An 11,968-nucleotide genomic window follows, 5' to 3' on the forward strand; every position below is an offset into this window, starting at 1 on the left:
ATCAGCGGGATGTCCACACCGCCGATGAAACCGACGTGATCCTTCTTCGTGGCCGTGGCGGCGGCGACACCGGCCAGATACGAGGCCTGCTCCTCGTGGAACACCATGTCGGCGACGTTCTTCGCCATGTCATTGTTGTCGTCGATGATGCCGAAGGTGATCTTCGGATACTTGGCCGCGACCTCCTTGACCGCCGGCGCGTACACATAGCCGACACCGATGATCGGGTTGTAACCCGCCTTGGCGAGCTGCTCGAGCCGCTGCGCCTTGTCGGCGTCCGTCTCGTTGTCGCTCGGCTCGACGTCCCGCCCGCCGATCTTGAACTCCGCCTCGGCCTTCTGGAAACCGGCGAACGCGGCGTCGTTGAAGGACTGGTCACCCTTACCGCCGATGTCGTAGGCAAGGCCTATGCCCTTGCCGTTGTACTTGCCGGACGAGCTCGTGGCGGTGCCACCACCGTCCTGGCTGGACTTACCGCACCCGGCGGCGGCGAGGGCGATGACGGCGACGGTCACCGCGGCTTGGGAGACCCTCGACCTGCGAGAGATTCCCCTAGAGACAAAACGCACAGCAAGCACCCCTTCGTCCCCACGGCACCGTCACCGGCCCGCTTCCCCAATCGGCCACCTTTGGTGGCGATTGCGGCGCACAGTAACGCGCGTAGAAGGGGAGGGGAACGGGGTTTCTCCTGGCCGTTATCGAACCGTGCCGACCCCGGGTTACAAGCGGAGCCTGCCGATTACGGCGGGGTGACACAAGGGGGCGAACGAGTACCGATCGGACACTCTTCGCCCCCCTCCGGCCGCCTGACCGCTTCTGCCGCCGTTTAATACGAATCCCTTTGATACGACTAACCGGTCTTGATAGGACTACCGGGTCGCGTCGAGGAGCGCGGCGGCCGTGAACAGCTCCACCCCGACCGTGATGGCCCGCTCGTCGGCGTCGAAGTCACCCTGGTGCAGGTCCCGCACGGTCCGCTCGCCCGGCGTACGCACCCCGAGCCGCGCCAGCGCGCCCGGCACACGCTCCAGGTACCAGGAGAAGTCCTCACCGCCGAGGCTCTGCTCGGTCCCCTCGATGGAGTCGGTCCCGCGCCGGGCGGTCATCGCGTCCCGCAGCAGTTCGGTGATCACCGGGTCGTTGACGACCGGCGGCACCCCGCGCAGGTAGTTGATCTCGGACTTGGCCCGGTGCAGGGTCGCGACTTCGTCGATCGCCGCGTGCACGACGTCCGGAGCCTGCCGCCAGGCCTCCAGGTCCAGGCACCGCACGGTCCCGGAGAGCTCGGCGTGCTGCGGGATGACGTTGGGCGCGTGCCCGGACTCGATCCGCCCCCAGGTCACGGCGAGCCCGCTGCGAGTGTCCACGCGCCGCCCGATGAGCGCGGGCACGTCGACGGCGACCCGGGCGGCGGCCGTGACCATGTCGGTGGTCAGATGCGGCCGGGCGGTGTGCCCGCCGGGCCCGTCCAGCGCCACCTCGACACGGTCGCAGGCGCTGGTGATGGCCCCGATCCTGAGGCCGACCCTGCCCACGTCCACCCTCGGATCGCAGTGCACGGCGATGATCCGCCCCACCCCGTCCAGCGCCCCGCCCTCGATGGCGTCGGCGGCACCGCCGGGCAGCACCTCCTCGGCGGGCTGGAAGAGCAGCCGTACGGGCCGGGGCAGCAGCCCCCGCTCGTGCAGTTCGGCCAGGACCAGCCCCGCGCCCAGCACCACGGCCGTGTGCACGTCGTGCCCGCACGCGTGGGCCCGGTCCGGCACGGTGGACCGATAGGGGCACTCGGTCTTCATGTCCGGGATGGGCAGGGCGTCGATGTCGGCGCGCAGGGCGAGCACGGGCAGCCCGTCGGCGTCGGGCCCGATGTCACAGATGAGCCCGGTTCCCATGGGGAGGACGCGCGGCCGGAGGCCGGCCTTCTCCAGCCGTTCCTTGATCGCGGCCGTGGTGCGGAACTCCTGGTTGCCGAGCTCCGGGTGCATGTGCAGGTCGCGCCGGAAGGCTACGAGTTCGGCGTGCAGCTCCTCGCTGAGCACGCCGGGGAGCACATCCCCTGGGAGGTCGGCCTCGGACTCTAGGGACATCAATTGGTTCACCCTCTGAAGGGTAGGACGCCCGGTGGGTCAACTGCCCCGAGATCAACAAAAGTTCAGCCCGTTAGGGGAAGAAAACCTGACCTCGGAGGCATGACCTCGGACGTGGCTGGGTAAAACCTATGTTTCTCTTCCACGCATACCACGCCGTACGGCAATCACGCCGTTCCTGTCCATCTACCGAATCGGAACCGGGCCGCAACGGCGACTTGGCCGCGCCCGGCACGCCCGCCCGGTAGCGTGCGCGACCGTGACGGACTCGGAGACGACCGACTTCATAGAGACCACCCGTACGTCCTACGACGCGATCGCCAAGGACTACTCCGCCGCCTACCCCGGCCTCCCCGACCAACCGGTGGACATGTCCCTGATCGCCGCCTTCGCCGAGCTGGTGAAGGCGAACGGCACCGCCCCCGTGGCGACCTGGGCAGCGGCCCCGGCCACATCACCGCGCACCTGAACGACCTGGGCGTCCCGGCCTTCGGTATCGACCTCTCCCCCGCCATGGTGACCCTGGCCCGCGAGACCCACTCGGCCCTGCGCTTCCACCGGGGCTCGATGACGTCCCTGGAGCTGCCCGACGAGACCCTGGGCGGCCTCCTCGCGCTCTACTCGATCATCCACATCCCCGACGAGCACCTCCCGGCGACCTTCGCCGGCTTCCACCGCGTCCTGGTCCCCGGCGGCCATGTCCTGGTGGCCTTCCAGAAGGGCGAACAACCCGGCCTCCATCTCACCGAACGCTTCGGCCACGAGATCGACCTCCGCTACTACTGGCGCCCGGCGCACGCGGTGGGCGACATGCTCGCCAAGGCGGGCCTTGAGGTGGCGGCCACCCTGATCCGTGAGCCCCTGGGCGAGGAGAAATGGCCCCGGGCGTTCGTACTGGCCCGCAAACCGCGCTGACCGGGAGCCGCCGCGGCCCGGGACATCAGACCTGAGTGCGGCGCACACACTCGGTGACGACGTCCCGCAGGCTTCCGGTGTCCTCCATCAGCCGCCGCTGCTCGTCGGCGCCGTTGCCGTCCCGCAGCAACCGCTGCACGGCCTCTTCCACAGCCGTCAGGTCGCCGGTGTCCACGAGGGCGTCCCGGGTGTGCGCCAGCAGGGCGTCCAGTACCGCTTCCGCCGGCCGGGGCCGCAGGGTGACGGGGTCGAGTAGTTCCCCGCCGAGCCCGGAGCGGGCGGCGCGCCAGTCGGCCAGCCGCACCAGCCCCACCCCGTGGTCGACAGGTTCCTGTCCGGCCCGCCACTCCCTCCCGGCGGTCTCCACCAGCGCACGGGCGAGCGTGGCCACGAGGACGGCGGTCTCGGCGCGCAGGCACACATCGGCGACCCGGATCTCCACGGTGGGATAGCGCCGGGCGAGCCGCGCGTCGAAGTAGACCATCCCCTCGTCCAGGATGACGCCGGTGGCCACCATGTCCGCGACCAGCCGGTGGTACCGCTCGGCGGACCGGAACGGCTCCACCGGGCCCGCGGACGGCCAGCGCGACCACACCTGACGGCGGTAACTGGCATAGCCGGAGTCGCTGCCCTGCCAGAAGGGGGAGTTGGCGCTGATCGCGAGGAGCGCGGGCAGCCAGGGCCGCACCCGGTCCAGAACAGCCACTCCCTCGTCGTCGGACTCCACGGCAACATGCACATGGCAGCCGCAGACCAGCTGCTCACGGGTGGCGATCCCGTACTGCTCGGCCATCCACTGGTAGCGCCGGTTCACACTGACGGAGGGGCTCACCGGCAGCGGCGAGCTGGCGAGCGCGGCCACGGCACACCCGAGCTCCCCGGCAAGCTGGGCGGCCTCCTTCCGGCACCGCACGATCTCCTCGCCCAGGTCCGCCATATCCGACTGCGGATGAGTGGCGAACTCCAGCATCTGCCCGTAGAGCTCCTTCTCGAACACGTCCTGCCCCGGATCGATCAAGGCGGCCCGGGCCAGCACCGCGGCTGCCGACGCCTTTGGCTCACCCGAATCCGGGTCGACGAGCAGAAGCTCCTCCTCCACTCCGACGGTACGCACGCGAACCCGCCCTCCATCCGTGCCACCGCCGAACGCGGCAGGCTCTGCATCACCCGACTTCCCAGCCGGGCCGAGGGAACACCTCCCCGCCGCCGCGACGGTTGTCCAGGAGCGGGCGGCCCCGCCCCTCACTCCTCGCCGAACAGCTCCGCAGCGTCCGTGACGTGCATGGCACGCTGGGCCCAGATCTCAAGCTGGTCCAGCTCGGTGCAGGCGTTCACCCGCTCGCGCACGGCGTCAGCCACCGGGATGCCGCGCCACTCCAGGATCCGGAGGAGCATCTCGGCCTTGGCCTCGGCCCGCCCTTGTTCCCGGCCTTCCTCGCGCACCTGCTCCGCCAGCGGGTGCCGCCAGAAGTACTGGATCGCCGTCATCAGGTCCCTCCACATCTGCTTCGCCTGAGGTTCAACCAGGCACGAATCGACGAACTGCGCGAAGACCGCGGCACTGTCACGGTCAACGGTCTTCAAGGCGGCTGCCAGCGAACTGCAGTATGGCCGGGGCCTGCCTACCCCGCCCATGTGTCATGGCCGAAAGCACCGCAAGGGGTACGTCGTCCTCTGCCTCCCGCACATCCGCGATCACCGGCACGTTGTCCGGCCCCAACACCAGCGGACGCACCGTCAGCGACTCCCACCCCCGCAAGCCCAGCTGGATCGGCCGCGCCGCCCACCGCGCGGTCGCACTGCTCTGCGTGATCACGATCAGCACCGGCTCGCATCGATACTTCTCATACAGATACGACAGGTAGTACGGCCAGCTGCCTCGTTTCCGGTCGTCCACCTTTCCCTGCGACTCCACAACCAGGAGATACGTCCCCTCGTCCGTCTCCGCCCGCAGCAACGTGTCCACCCGACGCTCGACCGGCTCGATCTCCGTCAGATCCACGTTCATCGCCGCGATCTCCCGCGGCTCGGGAAACGGCACACCCAGCACCCGCTGTAACGCATGCGTCAGCAACCCCGGGTCCTTCTGGAAGATCCGATGCAACGCCTCATGCGACGACCCCACCATCACGCCACCCCCAACTCGCACCACACGTACTTGCCCCGGTCCCCGAACCGGGCGGACGGCTGCCAGCCCCAGCAGTCGGCACACGCCACCACCAGCCCCAACCCCCGCCCCGCTTCAAGATCCGTCACCGCCTCCAACGACCCCGGCGGCTCCGGAGGCACGGGATCCGCATCCCACGCCCCGATCCACACGACGCCCTCCGCCGAACGCCGCACCCTCAGCGCCGCCGGCCCCTTCGTATGCCGTACGGCATTGGACACCAGCTCCGCCGCCAGCGGCTCCGCCGTGTCCGCGAGCCCGATCAGGCCGTGCATCGTCAGGATCAGGCGCAGGGTGCGGCGGCAGATCGTCACCGCTCTGAGGTCGTTGGGGATGGACAGCGTGTAGTCCCAGGTTTCGGGCATGCGTCATCAACTCCGGTCAGGTGAAGGAGATTTCACGCACGGTGGCATCGCCGCATGACGATGCGGTGCACTTCCGCAGCGTGTGCGTAACGTCACCGACGGTAGGGCTAATTGTTTATGCTTCGCAAGCCGGTCCCGTAAAGTGACGCCGAACGAGCCACGCGCTCAGGCGCTTTGGGAGGGCAGCCGATGGCACTGAGGAGCGAGCCGACAGCGCGTCAGTTGCGACTGGCGGTCGAGTTGCGCAGGCTCCGCGACGCGGCCGGCCTCACAGCGCGGGAGGCAGCAGCCCTGCTCGGAGTCACCGCTCCGGTCATCAGCCAGATCGAGTCAGGAATCGCGGGCCTGAGCGAGAAGCGGCTGCGCCGTCTCGCCGCGAACTACTCGTGCACAGACCAAGAGTTGATCGACGCCTTGGCGGCCATGGCGACCGCCCGGACCAAAGGCTGGTGGGAGGAGTACCGGGAGCTACTGCCGACGCCGTTCCTCGATCTCGCCGAGCTCGAGTACCACGCGGCCTTCCTGCAGGAGGTCCAGTTCCTGTTCGTCCCCGGGCCCCTTCAGACGGAGAGCTACGCTCGCGCCGTCTTCTCCGACCGGGTTCCGGAACTCCCCGCAGACGAAGTCGAGTTGCGCGTTCGCCATCGGATGCGACGTGCGGCGGCCGCCGCCGAGACCCCCTACGAGGCAGTCATCCACGAGGCGGCGCTGCGCATCATGGTCGGCGACCGCAGCACCTCACGGACTCAGCTCACCCACGTCCTGGAGGCGTCTGACGCGGGACACGTCACCGTCCGTGTCATCCCCTTCCACCTGGAAGGGTTCACCAGCGCCGCGAGCGCCATGACGTACGTGGGAGGCGCTGTACCGAAGCTGGACACGGTCGTACGCGACGGCCCGCAGGGAGCGGCCTTCATCGACTCCGAGGCACAACTGAGCACCTTTCGAACACTCTTTCATAAGGTGGAGTCCGCATCGCTCGACCCCGAGCACTCGCGCGACTTCATTCACAAACTGTCGAAAGAGCTATGAGGCACCCGATGGACACCTGGCGGAAGTCGTCATACTCCGGCCCCGGCGACGGCGACTCCTGCGTAGAGATAGCGAACTCTCCCACACACATATCCGTCCGCGACTCAAAAGCCCCCGCCAGAGCCGTCCTCAGCTTCCCCGTCGGAGCCTTCGCGCCCTTCCTCCAGGTCCTTAAAACGACGCAGCACCCCCAGTAGTTCATCGACCGCGAGGTCCGGTTCACGCCAGTGTTCAGCCGTGGACAGCGTGATGCTCGTCGCCATGAACCGATTCGAGGGAACTGTGGTCCTGGTGACCGGCGGGCCGCGCTCGTCGAGGCCGGCCGGCTCACCCCGGTGGTCGACCGGACATACCCGCCGGCCGACACCGGCGCGGGCGTGCGCCATGTGGAGCAGGGCCACGTTCGCGGGAAGGCCGTGATCACCGTGCCATGAGCGAACCGCTGCCTACGCCAGGCTGGTGACCGCCGCCAGTCGGTGCACGTCCTTCGCCGTGCCCGTGACGCCCGACAGGAACCCCTGCGCCCGAGGTGACGCGCTCTCCGTCAGCCAGGCCGGGTCGATGTCGCAGACCGCCACGCGGACTCCCGTGCCGACCAGAGCAAGAGGCAGGGTGTGGACGACGGTTGAGGGGAAGCTCAGGATCGTACGGCCGATCGGGCCGCGGCGGGCGATCAGCTCCAGCGGGAGGTCCGGGCGGACTATCTCAAGTCCCGTCTCGGCCGCGAGGCGGCGGAGTTTCTCCGTGCTCTCCCTGCGGTGCGCGAAGTAGCGGGTGGCGCCATGCGTCTTCGCCAGCTGCTGCACCGCTTCCAGATAGCGATCGCCGTCCACCACACCGGTCTCCACCAGGGACGTGCCGACCATGTCCGCGCCCTTGGTGATGCGCGGCGGGCCGAAGCGGGCCCGGGTCCAGCCGAAGTCGTTCGCGGTGACCTTGACTCCCGCCGGTGTCTCCGTCACCGGCATGGAGGAGAAGACCTCCACGCGGCGGCGGTCACTGGGGGTGAGGCGGCGGCGGGCGGAGGAGGAGACCGGGGCGAAGAGCAGATCGCGAACGCCCGGGCGGCCGCCCTTGCGGTGCCAGCGGACCAGGCGTTCGCCGCGCGCCAGCTGGGCCACGAACTCCATCGTCGCCGTGCCGTCGTCGACGACGACCAGCTCACGGGCGCGGGTGATCGTCAGCAGAAGTTGTACGTAGCGGGAGAACGGGTCTCCCATGACGATCCGGTCGGCCCGGCGGAGGGAACCCGCCAGGCCGCCGATCGTCTGGAAGGGGGCGGTGGTGCCGCCCCGTGCTTCCTCCCAGCGGACCCGGTAACCCTCGTCACGGGCCAGATCCGCCATACGGCGAAGCTGGCCCCGGGTCATGGGGTCCGTCGGGGACAGGACGACGATCGTGAGTTCCACGCCGGGTGCCGCCGATATGGCGGCCGATGCGCGGCGGCCCTGCGAGGGCACCGTCGGCACCGGCTCCACCGCACCGCGCAGGGCGTGGACATGTGCCCACTCCAGCACGTTCAGCAGCTGCACCGGACTCTCGACGAACGCGAGTGTGTGGGGGCCGGTGTTCCCGGCGCGGGGGCTCATCGACGTACGACCGTCCCGTCGTCGTGACAACAGACGTAACTTCAGAGGTGTCAGACCTGGACCGGCTCGCCGGCGGCCGCGGCGATCTCCGCCTCGGCGACGACACCGGCGACACGGCGCAGCTTCTTCATCGGGCCGAGCTCGGAGTCGTAGACCTTCTTGACGCCGTCGCCCAGGGAGGCCTCGATGGTGCGGATGTCGCGGACCAGGCGCTGCAGGCCCTGCGGCTCGACGGAGGCAGCCTGGTCGGAGCCCCACATCGCGCGGTCCAGGGTGATGTGACGCTCGACGAAGGTCGCCCCGAGCGCGACCGCGGCGAGGGTGGTCTGCAGGCCCGTCTCGTGGCCGGAGTAGCCGATCGGGACGTTCGGGAACTCCTTCTCCAGCGTGTTGATCACGCGGAGGTTGAGCTCCTCGGCCTTCGCCGGGTAGGTGGAGGTGGCGTGGCAGAGCAGGATGTTGTCCGAGCCGAGGACCTCGACCGCGTGGCGGATCTGCTTCGGGGTGGACATACCGGTGGAGAGGATGATCGCGCGGCCGGTGGCGCGCAGCGCCTTCAGGAGCTCGTCGTCCGTGAGGGACGCGGAGGCGACCTTGTGCGCCGGGACGTCGAACTTCTCCAGGAACGCGACGGCCTCGGTGTCCCACGGGGAGGCGAACCAGGCGATGTTCTTGCTCTTGCAGTACTCGTCGATCTGGCGGTAGTCGTCCTCGCCGAACTCCACCCGGTGGCGGTAGTCGATGTAGGTCATACGGCCCCAGGGGGTGTCACGCTCGATGTCCCACTGGTCGCGCGGGGTGCAGATCTCCGGGGTGCGCTTCTGGAACTTGACGGCGTCGCAGCCGGCCTCGGCGGCCACGTCGATCAGCTTGAAGGCGTTCTCCAGCTCACCGTTGTGGTTGATGCCGATCTCGCCGCAGATGTAGACGGGCTTGCCCGGGCCGACCTCACGGGAACCGAACGCACGCTGACGGGAGTTGCTCATGACTGTGGGGTGTCCTTACTTCGGGAGGGAATCGAGAGAGGGGCCGAGGATCCAGCTGGCGATCTCTCGGATCGCGCCGTCGCCACCGGGGACGGTGGTGACCGCGCGTGCGGCGCCGCGTACGACGTCGTGGGCGCTCGCGACCGCCACGGGCCAGCCGACGAGGGCGAAGCACGGGAGGTCATTGACGTCGTTTCCGACGTAGAGCACGCGCTCGGGAGCGATGCCCTGCTCCTCGCACCACTGTTTGAGGGCGAGGTCCTTGCGGTCGACGCCGTGCAGGACCGGGATCTGGAGTTTCCGGGCCCGTGCGGCGACGACCGGGTTCTGCTCCGTGGAGAGGATCAGCATCTTGAGCCCGCTCTTGCGCAGGGCCGCGATGCCGAGTCCGTCGCCGCGGTGCACGGAGACGAACTCCTTTCCATCGGTGTCGATCAGCACCCGGTCGTCGGTCTGGGTGCCGTCGAAGTCCAGTACGACCGCGTCGATGTCGTCGGCGGTCGGCAGCGAACCGGGGCGGTCCGCGTCGAAGAGGGTGGCCAGCGCGCGGGCGCGGGCCAGGTCGTGCGGGTCGTCGATCTCCAGCACACGGGCCGGGTCGGTGCGCACCAGCTCGGTGTGGCCGAAGAAGCGGTGCTGGTGCTCGCGGAAGCCGTCCGCGCGCATCGCGTAGGCGGCGCCTGTCTCCAGGAAGTCCTGGGGGCGGTCCTGGCGGCGGGGGCGGAAGGACTTGTCGTGGTTGACGCCGAAGCCGCCGCTCGCCGAGGCCGCGTCGGCGCCCACCGGCACGGGGGCGTCGACCTCGTCGCGCCAGACGAAGCCGTGGAAGGGGGCCACGGTGAGGGCCGTGTCGGCGCCGTTCTCGACGACCGCGCCGGCCACCCCGTCGAGGTCCTCGCGGATGATGAACGGGCTGGTGCACTGCACGAGCAGCACGACGTCGACCGGGGCGCCGTGCAGCGCCTCGTGGGCGTCCATGGCGTGCAGGACGGCGGCCTCGGAGGTGGCGGTGTCACCGGCGATGGCGGCCGGGCGCAGCACGACCTCGGCGCCGGCGGACCGGGCGGCCGCAGCGATCGCCTGGTCGTCCGTCGAGACGACGACGTCGGTCACCAGGCGGGAGGCGCGGCACTCGCGGACGGCGCGGGCGACCAGCGGGACGCCGCCGACCGGGAGGAGGTTCTTCGCGGGCACGCCCTTGGAACCGCCGCGCGCGGGGATCACGGCGAGCACACGGGGGACGACGACCGCTTCGCGGTGGGGCATCGGCTCTGTTCCTTCAGAAGACACGGGCGCTGACGGCTCTGACTGCGCCTGGTGCGGGATCCGGTCGCTCACAGCTCTCCCATTCGTCGGATCACGGGGGCCACCCGCTGGACGCCGTGGCGGTAGGCACCGCGTGCGGCCCGGCGCACGATCTGGCGCACGGGGCCCGGGGCCTTGTCGGCGGCGGGCGCGCCGGGCAGCGGCACGCCGTCGGGGCCGAGGTGGTGGCGGGCCAGGATGCCGGGCAGGTAACCGGGCGCGGTCTCGGGTGTGTAGTACGGGTTCAGGGGCGGCAGACCGCCGGGCCGGCGGAGCAGCTTCGCGATCCGCTCACGTCCCGCGTCGAACGCGGTGCCGTACGTGCCGTCCGCGGCGACGCCCTGCCGGGAGACCCACTCGGCGTCGGGCACCGGGCGGTGTCCGGCGTCGAGCTGGTCCCAGGAGGCGAGGCAGCCGGAGCCGACGAAGTGGTGGTTGCCGAGCATCTCGCGGACGCCGAGGTCGGTGAGGACCACGGTGGGGATCCGGCGGTGCAGGGCTTCCAGAGCGGCCGTGGAGCTGACGGTGACGAGGAGGTCCGTGCGGTCGAGTACCTCGCCCATGTGTCCGTACACCAGCCGGAAGTTGGCGGGCACGTCCTTGCCCTGGACCAGCTTCTGGTACGGCAGTTCCTCGATGTGGGTGGTGTGCTCGCCGGGCTTGGAGCGCAGCTTGAGCAGCACCTCCCGCTCGGGGTGCTGACGGGCGTGCTGGATGAGACGGTTGAGCAGGTACGTACGGTCCTTGCGGCTCTCCGGCACGGACGGCTGGGCGGCGAACACCACGGTGTACGGCTCGTGTTCACCCTCGTATGGCGCCCCGCCGAGGAACGGCAGCGCGACCTCGGTCACCGCGGAGGAGTCGGCGCCGACCCCGTCGTACACGGCCCGGAAGCGGTCTGCGTCCTGTCGGGAGTTGGCGAGGACCAGGTCCGCGCCGTGCCGCAGCAGCAGTCCGTCGGCGAGCTTCTCGTATACGACGCCGACATAGCCGGTGACGACGACGGGCCGCTTCTCGCGGCCGGCCCAGGCGCTGCGCAGCCCGTGCAGCATCGCCTGCACCCCGCCGCCGACGAGGGAGAGGACGAGGATGTCGTACGACTCCGCGTCCTCGGGTCCGGCCTCCATGGCACGCAGGAACTCGACGGCCGTCACTTCGCGGAGCGAGTCCGCGTGGACGCCGACTTCCTGGAGCTGGCGGGCGGTGGGGGTGGCACGCCCCCGCAGAAGGTAACCATCGAGCCGGACGTCCGAATTGTCGCTTTCGTTGGGAATCAGGCGCTTCGCGGTGAGCGCCCCCCACTTCCACCGAGTATCGGAATCCGCCAGGACGGCCACCCGCAGGGACTTCGTTGCACTTACTGGCACACCGAAGACGCTAGGAAGCCATTCCGTGTATCTGACCAACCCAAGTCCAACAAACGGTTAACAGCACATCGCCGAATGGCGAATCAGCCCGGGATAAGGTCTCAAAGAGTCTTGGTTCATGGCTTCGCCACACGTCGTTCACCTGGTGTCAAGGC

General features: G+C 69.5%; 13 protein-coding genes and 1 pseudogene. 5 read left to right on the plus strand and 9 right to left on the minus strand.

Annotation, left to right across the window (positions count from 1 at the left end; all coding sequences use genetic code 11):
* On the minus strand, nt 1-515 hold a 515-nt coding region (locus ABZ396_RS22305), incomplete at its 3' end, for a BMP family ABC transporter substrate-binding protein (protein ID WP_359185569.1).
* A 354-nt stretch (nt 516-869) separates the two neighbouring features.
* On the minus strand, nt 870-2,087 hold the full coding sequence (locus tag ABZ396_RS22310; RefSeq protein ID WP_358915781.1) for a M20 family metallopeptidase: 1,218 nt from the start codon (nt 2,085-2,087) through the stop codon (nt 870-872).
* Nucleotides 2,088-2,346: 259 nt separating this feature from the next.
* Between ABZ396_RS22310 and ABZ396_RS22315 the strand changes: the two genes are divergently transcribed.
* Both ABZ396_RS22315 and ABZ396_RS22320 read left to right on the plus strand, forming a co-directional pair.
* The gene (locus tag ABZ396_RS22315) at nt 2,347-2,556 is read left to right on the plus strand and encodes a hypothetical protein (protein WP_358915927.1); all 210 of its coding nucleotides are present in this window, start codon (nt 2,347-2,349) and stop codon (nt 2,554-2,556) included.
* Between the two features lie 5 nt (nt 2,557-2,561).
* Nucleotides 2,562-3,002 carry a class I SAM-dependent methyltransferase gene (locus tag ABZ396_RS22320; RefSeq protein WP_358915919.1) on the plus strand — a complete coding sequence of 147 codons (441 nt, stop codon included), beginning with the start codon at nt 2,562-2,564 and terminating at the stop codon, nt 3,000-3,002.
* 25 nt (nt 3,003-3,027) lie between these two features.
* Here ABZ396_RS22320 and ABZ396_RS22325 read toward each other — a convergent pair whose 3' ends face one another.
* From ABZ396_RS22325 to ABZ396_RS22335, 3 genes and pseudogenes are all read right to left on the minus strand, one after another.
* A complete protein-coding gene (locus tag ABZ396_RS22325) occupies nt 3,028-4,116 on the minus strand; it encodes a glutamate--cysteine ligase (RefSeq protein WP_358915783.1) in 1,089 nt (362 codons plus the stop codon).
* 128 nt (nt 4,117-4,244) lie between these two features.
* Nucleotides 4,245-5,130 (minus strand): annotated as a pseudogene (locus ABZ396_RS22330) (hypothetical protein).
* Nucleotides 5,130-5,534, minus strand: coding sequence for an ATP-binding protein (locus ABZ396_RS22335; protein WP_358915785.1), 405 nt, complete (start codon nt 5,532-5,534; stop codon nt 5,130-5,132). Before ABZ396_RS22335 ends, ABZ396_RS22330 begins: the two are co-directional and overlap by 1 nt.
* 189 nt (nt 5,535-5,723) lie before the next feature.
* Here ABZ396_RS22335 and ABZ396_RS22340 point away from each other — a divergent pair, with 189 nt between their 5' ends.
* Genes ABZ396_RS22340 through ABZ396_RS22350 form a run of 3 tightly spaced genes read left to right on the plus strand, consistent with a single transcriptional unit; the run spans nt 5,724 to nt 7,000 of the window.
* On the plus strand, nt 5,724-6,566 hold the full coding sequence (locus tag ABZ396_RS22340; RefSeq protein WP_358915787.1) for a helix-turn-helix transcriptional regulator: 843 nt from the start codon (nt 5,724-5,726) through the stop codon (nt 6,564-6,566).
* 8 nt (nt 6,567-6,574) lie between these two features.
* Complete coding sequence (locus ABZ396_RS22345; protein WP_358915789.1) at nt 6,575-6,763, plus strand: DUF397 domain-containing protein; 189 nt, start codon at nt 6,575-6,577, stop codon at nt 6,761-6,763.
* Nucleotides 6,764-6,793: 30 nt separating this feature from the next.
* Nucleotides 6,794-7,000, plus strand: a complete 207-nt coding sequence (locus ABZ396_RS22350; RefSeq protein WP_358915791.1) for a zinc-binding dehydrogenase — start codon at nt 6,794-6,796, stop codon at nt 6,998-7,000.
* 12 nt (nt 7,001-7,012) lie between these two features.
* On the opposite strand, the gene ABZ396_RS22355 is transcribed toward ABZ396_RS22350, so the two are convergent.
* From ABZ396_RS22355 to ABZ396_RS22370, 4 genes are all read right to left on the minus strand, one after another.
* A complete protein-coding gene (locus ABZ396_RS22355; RefSeq protein WP_358915793.1) occupies nt 7,013-8,155 on the minus strand; it encodes a hypothetical protein in 1,143 nt (380 codons plus the stop codon).
* Nucleotides 8,156-8,205: 50 nt separating this feature from the next.
* Nucleotides 8,206-9,141, minus strand: coding sequence for an N-acetylneuraminate synthase family protein (locus ABZ396_RS22360; RefSeq protein ID WP_358915795.1), 936 nt, complete (start codon nt 9,139-9,141; stop codon nt 8,206-8,208).
* 15 nt (nt 9,142-9,156) lie between these two features.
* Entirely contained in the window at nt 9,157-10,407 is a 1,251-nt protein-coding gene (locus ABZ396_RS22365) for an N-acylneuraminate cytidylyltransferase (protein WP_358915797.1), read from the minus strand.
* Between the two features lie 68 nt (nt 10,408-10,475).
* Nucleotides 10,476-11,813, minus strand: a complete 1,338-nt coding sequence (locus ABZ396_RS22370; RefSeq protein WP_358915799.1) for a DUF6716 putative glycosyltransferase — start codon at nt 11,811-11,813, stop codon at nt 10,476-10,478.
* Nucleotides 11,814-11,968 lie beyond the last annotated feature (155 nt).

Origin of the sequence: Streptomyces sp. NPDC005866 (assembly GCF_040629895.1) — a bacterium.
Classification (GTDB): Bacteria; Actinomycetota; Actinomycetes; order Streptomycetales; family Streptomycetaceae; genus Streptomyces.

What these genes read in the sequence shown, in the direction of transcription:
- ABZ396_RS22365 (WP_358915797.1), bottom strand. Translation starts at nt 10,407, where the DNA reads ATGCCCCACCGCGAAGCGGTCGTCGTCCCCCGTGTGCTCGCCGTGATC.
- ABZ396_RS22340 (WP_358915787.1), top strand. Translation starts at nt 5,724, where the DNA reads ATGGCACTGAGGAGCGAGCCGACAGCGCGTCAGTTGCGACTGGCGGTC.
- ABZ396_RS22345 (WP_358915789.1), top strand. Translation starts at nt 6,575, where the DNA reads ATGGACACCTGGCGGAAGTCGTCATACTCCGGCCCCGGCGACGGCGAC.
- ABZ396_RS22355 (WP_358915793.1), bottom strand. Translation starts at nt 8,155, where the DNA reads ATGAGCCCCCGCGCCGGGAACACCGGCCCCCACACACTCGCGTTCGTC.
- ABZ396_RS22335 (WP_358915785.1), bottom strand. Translation starts at nt 5,534, where the DNA reads ATGCCCGAAACCTGGGACTACACGCTGTCCATCCCCAACGACCTCAGA.
- ABZ396_RS22360 (WP_358915795.1), bottom strand. Translation starts at nt 9,141, where the DNA reads ATGAGCAACTCCCGTCAGCGTGCGTTCGGTTCCCGTGAGGTCGGCCCG.
- ABZ396_RS22310 (WP_358915781.1), bottom strand. Translation starts at nt 2,087, where the DNA reads ATGTCCCTAGAGTCCGAGGCCGACCTCCCAGGGGATGTGCTCCCCGGC.